At 47.3% G+C, this 13,935-nt stretch carries 11 protein-coding genes; all 11 read left to right on the top strand.

Going from position 1 to position 13,935, the window contains the following annotated elements; translation table 11 throughout:
• Window positions 1–16: 16 nt before the first annotated feature.
• The 11 genes from FCL46_RS19510 (at window position 17) to FCL46_RS19460 (ending at window position 13,891) form a co-directional block, all read left to right on the top strand.
• On the top strand, window positions 17–1,153 hold the full coding sequence (locus FCL46_RS19510) for an NAD(P)/FAD-dependent oxidoreductase (protein ID WP_217909472.1): 1,137 nt from the start codon (window positions 17–19) through the stop codon (window positions 1,151–1,153).
• A 14-nt stretch (window positions 1,154–1,167) separates the two neighbouring features.
• A complete protein-coding gene (locus FCL46_RS19505) occupies window positions 1,168–1,455 on the top strand; it encodes a (2Fe-2S)-binding protein (protein WP_136805800.1) in 288 nt (95 codons plus the stop codon).
• Window positions 1,455–2,843, top strand: coding sequence for an FAD/NAD(P)-dependent oxidoreductase (locus FCL46_RS19500; protein ID WP_136805799.1), 1,389 nt, complete (start codon window positions 1,455–1,457; stop codon window positions 2,841–2,843). Before FCL46_RS19505 ends, FCL46_RS19500 begins: the two co-directional genes overlap by 1 nt.
• 67 nt (window positions 2,844–2,910) lie before the next feature.
• Entirely contained in the window at window positions 2,911–3,378 is a 468-nt protein-coding gene (locus tag FCL46_RS19495) for a tripartite tricarboxylate transporter TctB family protein (RefSeq protein ID WP_136805798.1), read from the top strand.
• A 12-nt stretch (window positions 3,379–3,390) separates the two neighbouring features.
• Window positions 3,391–4,935 carry a tripartite tricarboxylate transporter permease gene (locus FCL46_RS19490; RefSeq protein WP_136805797.1) on the top strand — a complete coding sequence of 515 codons (1,545 nt, stop codon included), beginning with the start codon at window positions 3,391–3,393 and terminating at the stop codon, window positions 4,933–4,935.
• A gap of 119 nt (window positions 4,936–5,054) precedes the next feature.
• Window positions 5,055–6,002, top strand: a complete 948-nt coding sequence (locus FCL46_RS19485; protein WP_136805796.1) for a Bug family tripartite tricarboxylate transporter substrate binding protein — start codon at window positions 5,055–5,057, stop codon at window positions 6,000–6,002.
• Window positions 6,003–6,810: 808 nt separating this feature from the next.
• Complete coding sequence (locus tag FCL46_RS19480) at window positions 6,811–7,008, top strand: aspartate/glutamate racemase family protein (RefSeq protein ID WP_136805795.1); 198 nt, start codon at window positions 6,811–6,813, stop codon at window positions 7,006–7,008.
• A gap of 265 nt (window positions 7,009–7,273) precedes the next feature.
• Window positions 7,274–8,293, top strand: coding sequence for a UDP-glucose 4-epimerase GalE (galE, locus tag FCL46_RS19475; protein WP_136805794.1), 1,020 nt, complete (start codon window positions 7,274–7,276; stop codon window positions 8,291–8,293).
• A gap of 461 nt (window positions 8,294–8,754) precedes the next feature.
• The gene (locus FCL46_RS19470) at window positions 8,755–9,234 is read left to right on the top strand and encodes a hydrogenase maturation protease (protein ID WP_136805793.1); all 480 of its coding nucleotides are present in this window, start codon (window positions 8,755–8,757) and stop codon (window positions 9,232–9,234) included.
• Between the two features lie 18 nt (window positions 9,235–9,252).
• Window positions 9,253–10,701 carry a 4Fe-4S dicluster domain-containing protein gene (locus FCL46_RS28500; protein ID WP_275942864.1) on the top strand — a complete coding sequence of 483 codons (1,449 nt, stop codon included), beginning with the start codon at window positions 9,253–9,255 and terminating at the stop codon, window positions 10,699–10,701.
• 133 nt (window positions 10,702–10,834) lie between these two features.
• Window positions 10,835–13,891 carry an FAD-dependent oxidoreductase gene (locus FCL46_RS19460; protein ID WP_153307109.1) on the top strand — a complete coding sequence of 1,019 codons (3,057 nt, stop codon included), beginning with the start codon at window positions 10,835–10,837 and terminating at the stop codon, window positions 13,889–13,891.
• Window positions 13,892–13,935 lie beyond the last annotated feature (44 nt).

Here is a 13,935-nt window from a genome sequence, read left to right as displayed (position 1 = left end):
GAGAATTGCATTGAACATGTTCATTAAGAAAATCATGCAACCCAAACCGACTGAGCATGAGATTATTGTAGCCGGCGGGGGGATTAGTGGTGCCGCTGTAGCATATGGTCTGGCGAAAAAAGGCCATAAGGTAACTATGATCGATGCACCCACTGAGACCAATAAGGCATCTCGAACGAATGTGGGATTGCTCTGGTGCCAGTCGAAGTTTGCGCATCTGCCTGATTATGCCAAATGGGGTTTTCATTCTTGCCGATTATTTCCTGAACTCACAAAAGAACTCGAAGAGGTCTCAGGTGTCGAAATTCCGGTGAACTATACCGGTGGTCTGATCGCTTGCCTCGGTGATGATGAATTCAATACCAGGCAGGATTATATCGGTAAGCTTAAAGAAGAACTTGGCGAATATAACGGCTCAATGATTGATCGGGCTGAACTTGAGAGAAAACTTCCTAAAGTACCGTTCGGACCTGAAGTAACTGGTGCCGCCTGGTGTGAAGAGGATGGCATTGTTGAACCGCTGGCTCTACTGCGCGCATATCTTGTCGGATTTGAAAGGGCCGGAGGTATAATCAAAAACACATTAATTCATGATGTTCAACCTGTGGGTGGTGGCTATCGTGTAATTACAGAAGATGGCCCGATGGATTGTGAGCGTTTGGTACTTGCTGCGGGGCTGGCTAATCGTCGTCTGGCCCAGTTTGCCATAGCTGACCTTCCTGTCTCTGCTGATAAAGGCCAGGTGCTGTTGGTAGAGCGAATGCCTTACGTAATGCCAATCCCTATGCTCGGCGTCACCCAGACCTTTGGCGGGACAATTATTATCGGGTTCAGGCATGAGTTTGTCGGACATGACACCAGAATAATACCAGAAGATATCGCTACTGAAGGCAAATGGGCAATTCGTGTCTGGCCTGAGCTTGGTCGGCAGAGGCTCATTCGTGCCTGGAGCGGTTTGCGGGTTATGCCGGATGATAAGCAGGCGATTTACAGTAAATTGCCGGGTCACCCGAATGCGACCATAATTAACACCCATAGTGCAGTGACCCTGGCGGCTGTTCATACACGATATATTCCCGATTTTATTATTAATGAGGATCTGCCGGAGCTTGCTCGGGGGATGACCCTTAAACGCTTTGGTTACACATGTTGAAGAAGGATTATACGATGAAAGATGCACCTGCTGCCGGGAGTGTGACCATCACCGTCGATGACCGAGAGCTTCAGGTTCCGGAAGGAATCACTGTAGCTGCGGCGGTGCTTGGTCACGCCCATGCCGGACGCACATATATACACCCCGTGGATAACAGTCCCCGTGCACCTTACTGTTTAATGGGGGTTTGTTTTGAATGTCTTATGGAAATCAACGGTGAACCCGATGTGCAGTCATGCCTGATAAGCGTAGAAGAGGGCATGATTATAAAGAGACAACTTCAACATGAGGAGGTGAACTGATGGATGTCCAGACAGATCTCCTGGTTGTCGGAGCAGGGCCTGCCGGTCTTGCCGCTGCCTGTGCCGCGCGATCATGCGGGCTTGAGGTTACTGTTGTTGATGAGCAGGCGGCACCTGGCGGCCAGCTTTTCAGAAATATTGAGACCCCTCTTGGTCAGTCGATGCTTGAACCTAAAGAACGCGAGCAGGGAATGAACCTTGCTGCGGATTTTAGGAAATCAGGCGTGAAGTATTATCCCGGAACTACTGTCTGGGGGCTTGAACCACGCAAGGTATCCTGCAATATAAACGGGAAGCCAGTGATTTTAAAACCTTCCACCACGGTTATAGCACCGGGTGCAATGGAGAGGCCGGTACCATTTCCCGGCTGGACTCTTCCCGGTGTTCTGGGTGCTGGTGCTGGAGATATCATACTCAGGTCAGGCGGAACGCTTACCGAGAATCCGGATGATCCTGTTGTTCTGGCAGGTAATGGCCCTTTGTTACTGCTACTTGCATGTCATCTGATCCATTCAGGGGTAAAGGTTGCCGCATGGCTCGATACCGGATATTGGTCTCGGCGGCTTATGGCTGCTCCACTCATGCCTGCATCACTGCTTGACTCACCTTATCTTGGTAAGGGCTTAGGAATGGCCCTGCAGATAGTTAAAGGAAAAATCCCGATAGTGAGTGGTGTTAAAAATATACGAGCTGTGGGAAAAGATCGTCTTGAAAAAGTTGTGTATGAAGTCCTTGGCAAGCAGAAAGAATTATACACCGGGACACTCATGCGCCATGAAGGTGTGATTCCACGCACGCATATTCTCAACTCAATGAAGGTGGAACATGCCTGGGATTCTGTACAGCGGTATTGGTACCCGGTGGTGAGCGAATGTGGGGCAACCAGCATTGATGGTATCTATCTGGCGGGTGACGCGGGCTATGTGCATGGCGGAGATGCAAGCATACTAAAAGGTAGGTTGTCAGGGATTGATGCTGCCAGAAGCCTTGGCGTGATTTCAGATAGCGAAGCACGATTTCGCAGTGCTGAACCGTTAGCAGTACTTCGCCGTATGCGCATTGCCCGCGGATTTTTACGGTATGTGTTCGCTCCGAATCCTGGAATATTCGATGTGAGCGATGACACAATGGTTTGCCGCTGTGAATGTGTAACGGCTGGTGATATCCGTCGTGCGGTTCGAGAAGGGCATACTGATGTTAATGAAGTAAAGCTGTATACCCGTTGCGGCATGGGGCAATGTCAGGGGCGAATGTGTGGCCCTGCACTTGCCGAAATTACAGCAGCTGAAGTCTCAAGGTCGCCGAAAAAAGTGGGAACACTCAAAATTCAGCAGCCATTTCGGCCTGTAGCACTACGTAGTTATTGTGACGTTAATTCACTCAAATAATTTTTCGGTTAACCTTACGCATTACCTGACCCAAACGGATGTGTGAAATAATTAGCGGGGGGCAACAATGAACAGAAGAAAAGTGGACGTGGTGTTATCGGCGGTACTTATAATCACCTCGCTCATTATCCTGACAAAAGACAATCTGGTCGAAGGTGGTATGGAGTCAGAGCTGGGCTCTATGTTTATACCACGAGTTATCGCGGTATGTATCCTCTTTTTGGCCGGGACCATTGGTGTCCAGTCGATGCTGAAAATGCACAAAGGGGAAAAACTCGGCCTTGCCGAACATATAGATACCACAGGTTTTTTGGGCGTCGGACTCTATTTTGCTATATTCATTCTGTACTGGCTGGTGGTTCCCCATGTTGGCTTCATAGTCGCTACTCCCTTCACGATTTTTGCCATCGCCTATCTGCTTGGTGGACGAAATTGGCTCCCAATCGGGGCCATCTCCATTGTGACACCGATTCTTGTTTATTATGGTTGCAGCCTATACCTACGGGTATTTCTGCCAACCTGGTCCTTATCGTGATGGAGGTTGGCAATGTTTGATAATATTCTACAAGGTTTTGCAACCGTATTTGCCGTTGGGCCGATTGTCGGCATTATTGTTGGCGTTGTCGTTGGTATCGTCTTTGGTGCCATTCCCGGAGTATCAGCGATCATGGCTATCGCCATCATGATGCCGCTTACATTTTATGTCGACCCGGTTGTCGGTATAACTATGCTGCTGGCTGTGTACAAAGCCGGTATTTATGGTGGATCAATTTCCGCTATACTCATCAATACACCAGGGGCGGCGGCAGCTTTTCTTACCGCCCAGGATGGTTACTCCCTTACTAAAGCAGGTAAGTCAGGTAAAGCCCTGTGTATGTCACTGTACGCTTCTGTGACCGGTGAGATGTTGAGTACCCTGATCCTGATTTTTGTTGCAGCACCGATTTCACTCATCTCCCTTAAGGCCGGCCCCATAGAGCGTGTTTATCTCTTGCTGTTTGCTTTTACAGTTATCGGCTCTGTAACCGGTGAGTCAATCTCCCGTGGTCTACTCTCTACCTGTCTCGGTATGCTTTTTGCGACAGTCGGCATGTCTTCGATTACCGGAGCAACCCGCTTCACTTTTGGTATCCCTGAGTTGATGAGTGGTTTTACCTTTATACCGATGTTGATGGGGGTACTTGTCATGCCTGAGGTTATTATGGCTATTCGGCAGCGAAATGACAAGCAAGCCAGTATGAAGCTTGTGATCTCTCCCAACCCGGAAGACAACCGTATCAGTTGGAAAGAATACCGTTCTGTTCTTGCCACTATAATCAAATCCTCCGGCATCGGCACCTTTATCGGTTCGCTACCTGGCCTAGGCTCTACCCCTGCAGCTTTTCTTGCATATGGTGAGGCAAAACGAACTGCGAAAAATCCTGAGGAGTTCGGTAAAGGTTCTATTCGTGGTATTGCTGCAGCAGAATCTGCAAACAACGCAGTCTGCGGTGCGGCCATGATTCCAATGCTTACGCTGAGTATTCCCGGTGATGATGTAACAGCACTCCTGTTCGGTGCTTTTCTTATTCAGGGTATTACTCCCGGACCAACGATTTTCTTTGAACATACTCAGGTTATATATGGCATTTTTGCGGGTTTTTTACTTACTGACCTGTTTTTACTTTTTCTGGCCCGTATCGGTTTCAAATTCTGGACTAAAGTAGCATCGGTGCCGCGCCATTACATCTTTCCCTGCGTCACTATTTTTGCCTTTGCAGGGTCGTTTACCGCAAACCAGAACCTCAATGACGTACTGCTGCTTATCCTGTTCACCATGTTCGGGTTCGGCATGCGACTGGTAGGTCTCAATCCGGCAGCATATCTCATAGGTTTTATCCTTACCCCAATGCTTGAGCAGAATCTCGATCAGGCAGTGGCCATTGTCGGGGATGACTATTCAAAGTATTTCACCACCCCGTTTGCATGGATTTTTACTGCACTGGCAGTCGTTTCTGTCTACTCCACCATGCGGCAGAAGAAAAAATCCAAACTGAAAGAAGAAGTCTCTGCCACCTGGAAGCAGGAAGAGGTTGCAGGAGAAAAAGTGTAGGAAGACCTAGCCAAAGATCAGTTTTCGTTCAAAAAAAGAGAATTGTTTTGAGATCGGGATATCGGCAGGAACATCTTAGGTCACACGAATCAACATCGAAATAACGAGGAGAAGAAGTCATGATTAAATGGAGTAAGAACCTGGTAAAAGTTGCAGCAGTACTGGCAGTATCTCTTGTAGCAGCATCTGCAAGCGCCGAGTACCCGAAAAAGCCTATTAATGTCATTGTACCCTGGGGTGCAGGTGGAGACTCTGATCTCAGTACCCGAGTATGGGCCGATGCTATGGAAAAAGAGCTCGGCACGCCGGTTGTCGTTATCAACAAGGCCGGTGGTGGTGGTGTTGTTGGTACAACCTATGTTGCCAACTCTAAAAAAGATGGCTATACCCTGATCAATGCCGGTTTATCCAATGTGCTGGTCACCCCGAACTTCAGCAAGACTCCGTACGCCTTCGACAGTTTTACGCCTATCGTCAAGTTTACCGCCGTGCCGCTTGGTGTTCTTGTCAAGACCGACAGCCCATATAAAACCTTCGACGATTTCATCGCAGCGGCTAAAGAGAAACCTGTAACCCAGGGCTCCTGGGGTGCAGCTTCTTCTGGAACCATTCTGGCAAGAATCATTGCTGATCAGGCTGGTTACAAGCCAAGATTCGTCCATGCTAACACCACCGCGGCATCCATGGTATCTGTTATTGGTGGTCATATTGACTCCGCAGTTTCCTTCCCGCCAGCTTTTGGTCCGCACATTAAGGCCGGACGCGCCCGTGCCCTTGTCATGAACAAAAAAATGGATGCCTACCCTGGCGTGCCTACTTTTGCTGATTACGGAATCAAAGGGAGTTTTGAAGGTTGGTCAGGTATCTTCGCTCCTAAGGGAGTACCGGAGGAAGTTGTCAACAGGCTGGTTGAAGCTACCAAGAAGGTTATGCAAGATCCGAAAGTCCTCAAGGCCTATGAGAACATGGGCGCAGTTGTTGATTTCCGCTACGGAGATGATTGGGTTAAAGATCTGAAGGAAACCTACGATATCATGGCTGATGCTGCAGTTAAAATGAAGAAGTAATAGGATCAGCTGTTATGAGGCGTAACGCGCACCTCATAAAAAAGAGGGGCTGCCCCAATGCTGTCAAATGGACAGCCCCTTGAATTGTTACTACAAAAAACGTTGTGTTCTCTTAATACTCAATCTTATAGGCGTCCCCATGAATGAACAAATACTCAAGGGCGGTTATCTCTATTAGGATACCCACATCAGTGTATTTTGCCTCGAAAGCCTGTTGCCAAAATTGTGAGGCGATATACGACCCCCTCACAACTTTAACTTTCCAGTTGTCTGCTCTGTTGTTGAAGAGATCAATGTGCAGGAGGTCCTGTTTGATTCACTGCAGGAATTACTTTAGCCGTGTATTGATGTTGCAATACAGTTTGAGAAAGATGGTGCGAAAGCGATTGCCAGCAGTTGTGGCTTCCTGGCCAGATACCATTGTTTGATCGTTGAGATGGTATATGTTCCAGTTTTTTGTCGAGCCTTTTACAGGTTCCTCTGATACCTATGATGTATGGGAAGAACGTAAAAAAAAGGTGTGTTGACGGCTAGTGGTGCAGCGCTTAAGAGTGAACATTTTCTTAATGTTGGATTAGGTATTAACGATGTCTTTATCCCCGGGGGGGGAATCCCGAGTTCTGGGAGGCTATCATTCCAGGAGGCTGTCAGAGAATGGCCCTTTGACTAAACTCTTCGGAATTTTTAAAAATAATTCTCGGAATATCGTGTATGAATGGTTGTGCTTGTTTTTTTTTTGAAAATGTCTCGATTTTGAACAAACCCCTTATTCTCGGACAGGCTGCTATGTAAACGTCACGACTTCACTATGGTGAAGATTGAAGCTGAAATCTGCGGCGTGGCAAAAGAGCTTAGAGCAACCAACTCTCTAGATGCCCTGATACTCGAGTGCACCGATCTCTTCGCTTTTTCCAGGCCTCTTCAAGAGGTTACCGGTATACCCATGTACGATATTAATTCATTGGTTGAGTATGTGAATTATTCTGTGTGTCGTAAAGACTATTAGTTGTCGTGTCGATTTGCGGTGGTGGTAACGTATTGAATTTTTCTTATATTGATTGGTTTGTGAAGCATGGGTTGCCGATACTGATGCATCACGTTCTGCTAGAATCGTATGAGGATTGGACTGTTAATAGTGTGTTAGTGATTATATTTTTCTTGATCTCTAACTATACTGGATTACTATATTCCTGATAAAAATCAAGATGCATTCGTGGTGGTGGTTACCACCAAATCCCAAATATTCTGCACAGAGAGAGGACTAATTCATCATGCATATTCTGGTAACAGGAGGCGCAGGCTATATAGGTAGTCATACCTGCATTGAACTATTAAATGCAGGGCATCAAGTGACAGTTGTTGATAATCTCTCAAATGCAAAAAAAGAGTCGCTCAAGCGCGTTGAGGAAATTGCCGGAGAATCTGTAACTTTTCATCAGGTTGATCTGCTGGATCAGGAAAAACTGGATAAGGTGTTTGCAGAAACCCCGGAACCCTTTGATGCAGTGATTCATTTTGCCGGGTTAAAAGCTGTTGGTGAATCGGTTGAGAAACCGCTCTGGTACTACCATAATAATATAACAGGAACACTCGTGCTGGCTCAGGTGATGGCCAAGTATGGTGTGAAAAATATTGTTTTCAGTTCTTCAGCAACGGTATATGGCGATCCGGCAACAGTTCCGATTCTCGAAGATTTTCCTCTCTCATGTACCAACCCGTATGGTCGAACTAAACTCATGATTGAGGAAATTTTACGGGACATCAATATTGCCGACCCGAGCTGGAATGTTGCACTGCTCAGGTACTTTAATCCGGTTGGTGCTCATTTAAGCGGAAGGATTGGCGAAGATCCTAACGGTATTCCCAATAATCTTATGCCCTATATTTCACAGGTTGCTGTCGGTAAGCTTAAGCAGTTAACCGTGTACGGTAACGATTATCCGACAAGTGATGGAACAGGGGTGCGTGATTATATACATGTCGTCGATCTGGCCGTAGGTCACGTTAAGGCAATTGAGCGACTGCAGAGAAAGCCGGGAGTGGTTACGTATAATCTCGGTACAGGGCATGGGTATAGCGTGCTGGAAATGGTTGATGCTTTCAAGAGTGTCAGCGGTCGCGACGTGCCATATATTATTGCAGGAAGGCGGTCGGGTGATATCGCAGCCTGTTATGCCGATCCGGGGAAAGCTTTGGCCGAACTAGGCTGGCAGGCTACGCGGGGGATTGAACAGATGTGCGAAGATACCTGGCGTTGGCAGACTCAGAACCCTGATGGCTATCCTGATTAATACACACGCGCTGGCAGTGATTGTGTAGCCGCCTGCATGTGACGTTGACTTGAGCCTCTATACCTTATTGGTATAGAGGCTTTTTTTGTTTGGGATGGGCGTGTGTATATATTTTTTTGCACAAAGGGAACCTGGTTTATAGATGTTTGTGCTGGAAATCATATTTAACAGATTGGTAAAACCTATTGACCGATCAGGTTGTGTGATAGTGACGTTTTAATAGGTAGATGCAAAGCAGGTGTACTTAATACAAAATGTGTGCCACTCTGTAGGTGTTTACCCTGTGGTAGTTTTTTCGAAACGTGGTTTCCGGAATAGTAAAAAATATTATTGAATAATATTAATTACATCCGTCATATGCGAAGAGTCGTTGGTAAATTACATGTTGAAGTTGGCAAGGTCGAGTGGTAGTTTGCGAAAAATTTAACAACATAAGCACACTTTGCACAACGGGAACAACGATGCACTCGACGATGATTTTTGGTTGCGGTAACGCGATTATGGGAGACGACGGATTCGGACCCGCCGTTGTTGAAAAACTACAAATAGACCGCATTTTACCCGAAGGCGTTCAGGCTGTCGATGCCGGAACCGGGGTGCGGGAGTATCTGTTTGATTATCTGTTAACGGATGAAGGACGTCCTGATACAGTGGTCATTCTTGATGCTGTCGATTTTACCGGTAAAAAACCGGGGGATGTGTTTAGAATCGACCCGAAAGAAATTCCTGCCAAGAAAATTCATGATTTTTCTCTACATCAATTCCCAACTGTAAATCTGTTGCTTGAGCTTCAACAGCATACTGGAATCCGCGTGATCATTCTTGCGGCTCAGGTTGAATATATCCCGGAGGAAATTGCTCCGGGTCTGACACCTGCCATGTCTGCTGCCGTTTCTGTAGCATGTGATGAGATTTTCGACATTCTTTCTGAACAAAGCTAATCGAGGTGAGAGTTTATGATGTACGAATTTAAAGTCAGTGAGCTGGCGGAGGAATTTGGAGTACATCGGAACACTATAAGAAACTGGATTAACGCCGGAACACTTCCCGCAAAGGAAGGACCCGGCCGTAAGTATCTTATGAAGTTCCAGGAATACCAAGCCCTTTGCGACAAGTTCGGTCGCGAGCCGCTCGTTCGTCCAACCAGCCATGTAGATCTGAAAGCAGTAAAGCCGATTGAAAAGATCGAGAGTGACCCGATTCTGCTGTCCGATACAGCAAGCAATCTTGTCCTTGATCCTTCCTGGGCTGATTCCTGCCTGACCTGTGGGTCATGTGCCAGTGCGTGTCCGATTTCGGGAGTGGATGGTCTTGATCCACGTAAAATTGTCCGTATGGGTGTTTTTGGTATGGACAAGGAACTGATTGACTCCAGTTGGCCATGGAAATGCACCATGTGCGCCAAGTGCGAGGAAGCCTGTCCTGCAAATATCAAGATTACAGCTCTTATGCGCCAGATTCGCGGGGCTAGAGATAGAAACCTGGTTCCCGGCCCAATTCACAAAGGTGTTCAAATGTGTCTTGAGCGTGGTAACAATCTCGGAATTCCAAAAGATGACTTCGTTTTTCTCCTTGAGGATCTTGGGGAAGAGCTTGCCGAAGATGAATGTCCGGGTTTCAAAACACCTGTCGACGTTCATGGAGCCAGGATTCTTGTAACGGTAAATTCAAAAGAACCGTTTGCAGAGCCCGACGACATGAAATGGTGGTGGAAGATTTTCTACGCTGCCGGTGAGTCCTGGACAATAGCCTCGGAACACTGGGAAGGCGTAAACTGGGGGTTGTTCTCCGGTGATGATGAATCGATGAAGATAGTTGTCGGCAGGATCGTCGATAACATGCGGAGGTTGAACTGCAAAGCTCTCCTCCTGCCCGAGTGAGGCCACGCATACTTTGCAACCCGGTCTGGGTTGAACAGATGGTTTCCAGAGGCACTCAAAGAGTTCAAAATTCTCACAGTATTCGATCTGCTGCTCGAATATATCCGCGATGGGCGAATTCAGCTCGACAAGTCGATTCATGACTTACCGGGTGTGTATCATGACCCATGCAACTATGGTCGCAAATCTCTGAAGGCTTTTGGTCAGGCATATTTCGAAGAAGGACGTGAAGTTGCCGGGTCATGTATTGAAGACCTGCGCGAACTTTTCCCTAACCGAAACGGCGCATATTGCTGTGGAGCCGGTGGTGGAGCATGGGCAATGCCATATGGTGAAGAGCGGGTTTTTTATGGTCGTACCAAAGCACGACAGATTACTGAATCGGGCGCAAAGTTGATTGTTGCACCATGTCATAACTGTCGTGACCAGATAATGAAATCGCTTACCAAGGAATATGATCTGGATATAGAGGTGAAATACCTCTGGGAGCTGGTGGCTGATTCACTGATTCTCCCCAACAAGCAGTAGCATAAGAGTATGCGTCAAAAGATCTGCAGGGCAGACAGCAGATAACGCAGCTTGAGAGAATGGCAGAATTAATGCTTTTTCCCGATGGTCAGGGGGGGGAGGCATGAAAAATATACGAGAGGAGATACCTGTCATGCTGGACAACAACAGGATTGGGTCGGTGATGATCGTGGGTGGCGGAGTAACAGGGATGCAGTCAGCCCTGGATCTCGCCGACTCCGGATACTATGTCTACCTGATTGAGAAGTCGGGGGCCATCGGCGGAGCAATGGCTCAGCTGGATAAGACATTCCCCACCAATGATTGCTCGATGTGAATCATCGCGCCAAAATTGGTAGAGTGCGGTCGGCACTTAAATATAAAATTGATGACACTCAGTGAAGTAACCGCAATCGATGGTGATATCGGTAACTTTACTGTGACTGTAAAAGAAGCTCCACGTTATGTGGATGTGGATAAATGTATTGCCTGCGGTGCGTGTACTGAAAAGTGTCCTAAAAAAGTGGACAGCGAATATGAAGCTGATACCGGTAAACGCAAAGCAATATATGTAAAGTACGCACAGGCTGTTCCTCTAAAATACCAGATAGACGCCGAAAGCTGTATCCGACTGAAAAAACCGGGTGCATGCGGATTTTGTGAGAAGGTCTGTGATGCTGGTGCCATTAATTTCGATGACACTGAAAAGATCCATGAAGTCAATGTCGGCGCGGTAATTCTCGCTCCGGGTTTTGAAGCCTATGATCCAACTGATGCGGCTGTATGGGGTTATGGTGAATTCCCTAACGTTATAACTTCGCTCCAGCTTGAGAGATATCTCTCCGCTTCCGGCCCCACCGAAGGGCATCTTGTCCGTCCATCTGATGGTAAGTCGGTTAATAAGGTGGCATTCTTACAGTGTGTAGGCTCACGAGATGAGAATCTTTGCAACAACGGTTACTGCTCTTCTGTTTGCTGTATGTATGCAATAAAAGAGGCGGTTATTGCCAAAGATCATGCTCCCGGCCTTTCCACATCCATATTCTATATGGATATGCGGACCCACGGTAAGGAATTTGACCGCTATATGGAACGGGCTAAATCAGATTCCGGTGTACGTTTTGTACGCTGTAAGGTTAACGGTGTTGAGCCTGATGGCAAGTCCGGTGATCTGCGCCTGTCTTACGTGAATGAGCAGGGACGACAGATTGAGGAATACTATGATCTGGTTGTGCTTTCAGTCGGTCTCCAGACTTCAAAGCAGGTGCTTCAACTTTCCGATACCGCTGGTATCAGGCTGACTGCCGATAAGTTTGCGGCAACTTCAGATTTTGCTCCTGTCACAACTTCCCGTGAAGGTATCTATACCTGTGGTGCTTTTTCAGGTCCTAAAGATATTCCGCAATCTGTTGTTGAAGGTTCGGCTGCAGCAGCGGCAGTTGCTCAGGTGCTGGCACCTTCAAGGCATCAGCTTTCCACTGAACCGGTATTCCCTGTAGAAAAGGATGTAAGCAGTGAAGATCCGCGTCTTGGAATCTTTGTCTGTCATTGTGGCTCTAATATTGCCGGAGTTGTTGATGTTGCAGCAGTCGAAGAATACGCGGCAACACTTCCCAATGTGGTTTACGTCGAAAGGAATCTGTTCTCCTGTTCCCAGGATACTCAGGATATGATCATGAAGCGTATCCAGGAACAGAATCTGAATAGAATAGTTATCGCAGCCTGTACGCCACGTACTCATGAACCGCTTTTCAGAGAAACCCTGAAGTCAGCAGGGCTCAATGAATATCTAGTTGAGATGGCCAATATCCGAAACCATAACTCATGGGTTCACTCAGGCGATCCGAAGATGGCAACTGCCAAAGCTAAAGATCTGGTTCGTATGGCAGCCGCGAAGGTAACCTATGGTACCTCGTTACATCCGATCAGTGTGCCGATTACCCAGAAAGGGTTGATTATAGGCGGTGGTGTTGCAGGTATGACTGCTGCGCTGAACATGGCTGAACAGGGGTTTGAAGTTCATATAGTAGAGCGGACTGATATCCTGGGTGGTAACGCTCTGCATCTAAAAGATACCTGGTCAGGAGAGCATATCCCAGGTCGTTTGGCCAAACTGATAGATGCAGTGGTTTGGAATGACAAGATCGTCATTCACAGAGAATGCGAGGTGACCGCGGGTGAAGGTTTTGTCGGCAACTTCAAGACAACGATCAAAGGCAAGGATGGTGTTTCGAAGGTCATTGAGCATGGTGTTGCAATCATTGCAACCGGTGGCTCGATTTACTCACCGACTGAGTATGGTTATCGAAGGATAAAGAAGGTTGTTACCTCTATCGAGTTCGATAAGCTCCATGAGCTTAAGGAAAAACATGTAAGTGCATCAAACACCTTTGTTTTCATTCAGTGTGTCGGCTCCCGTGAGGGAGATGATATGTACTGCTCTAAGGTCTGTTGTACACATTCTGTCCAGACTGCGATCGAGCTGAAGAAAGAAGATCCGAAGCGAAACATCTTTATCCTGTATCGTGATATGCGTACGTACGGACAGCGTGAGGCTCTTTATCGGCAGGCACGTAAAATGGGTGTGGTGTTCATTAATTATGAGCTGCACGGCAAGCCTGAGGTTGAGGATAATGGTCAGACAATTGGAGTTAAAGTCTGGGATCATGTTCTCCATCGTCCTCTGAAGATAGAGGCTGATATGGTTATTCTCGCATCTGCAATCAGACCGAAGGATAATGCAAGGGATCTTGCAAAAATCTTCAAGGTTCCTGTCGATAACGATGGATTTTTTCTTGAGGCCCATGCAAAGCTACGACCTGTAGATTTCTCTACGGACGGACTGTTTGTAGCCGGTCTGGCGCACTATCCTAAACCGATTGAAGAGTCAGTAGCTCAGGCGCTCGCCGCTGCATCGCGGGCTGCGACCCTGCTGTCAAAAGTGGATATCTCCCTTGATGCTATAAAGGCGACTGTTGATAAAGAGAACTGTGACGGTTGCGCTCTCTGTATCGATGTCTGCCCATACAATGCTATCTCACTGGTTACAAACGGCGGTGAAGGATCGTCTGAGAAACTTGTCGCTATTAACAAGGCGCAGTGTAAGGGATGCGGACTTTGTCAGGGAACCTGTCCTAAACGGGGTGTACATGTTGCCGGCTTTACCATGAAGCAGATCAGTAGTCAGATTCGGGCGGCACTTGCTGTCTGAGCCAGTTGATGCTGAATAAAACAGTGAAAGTAATAAGGAGTAGA

The sequence above is a fragment of the Desulfosediminicola flagellatus genome, from assembly GCF_005116655.2.
Taxonomy (GTDB): Bacteria; Desulfobacterota; Desulfobulbia; order Desulfobulbales; family Desulfocapsaceae; genus Desulfopila; species Desulfopila flagellata.
This window is presented reverse-complemented; position numbering and strand designations above follow the sequence as displayed.

Coding starts and splice junctions, on each gene's coding strand:
- FCL46_RS19510 (WP_217909472.1), top strand. CDS start 17: ATGTTCATTAAGAAAATCATGCAACCCAAACCGACTGAGCATGAGATT.
- FCL46_RS19505 (WP_136805800.1), top strand. CDS start 1,168: ATGAAAGATGCACCTGCTGCCGGGAGTGTGACCATCACCGTCGATGAC.
- FCL46_RS19500 (WP_136805799.1), top strand. CDS start 1,455: ATGGATGTCCAGACAGATCTCCTGGTTGTCGGAGCAGGGCCTGCCGGT.
- FCL46_RS19495 (WP_136805798.1), top strand. CDS start 2,911: ATGAACAGAAGAAAAGTGGACGTGGTGTTATCGGCGGTACTTATAATC.
- FCL46_RS19490 (WP_136805797.1), top strand. CDS start 3,391: ATGTTTGATAATATTCTACAAGGTTTTGCAACCGTATTTGCCGTTGGG.
- FCL46_RS19485 (WP_136805796.1), top strand. CDS start 5,055: ATGATTAAATGGAGTAAGAACCTGGTAAAAGTTGCAGCAGTACTGGCA.
- FCL46_RS19480 (WP_136805795.1), top strand. CDS start 6,811: ATGGTGAAGATTGAAGCTGAAATCTGCGGCGTGGCAAAAGAGCTTAGA.
- galE (WP_136805794.1), top strand. CDS start 7,274: ATGCATATTCTGGTAACAGGAGGCGCAGGCTATATAGGTAGTCATACC.
- FCL46_RS19470 (WP_136805793.1), top strand. CDS start 8,755: ATGCACTCGACGATGATTTTTGGTTGCGGTAACGCGATTATGGGAGAC.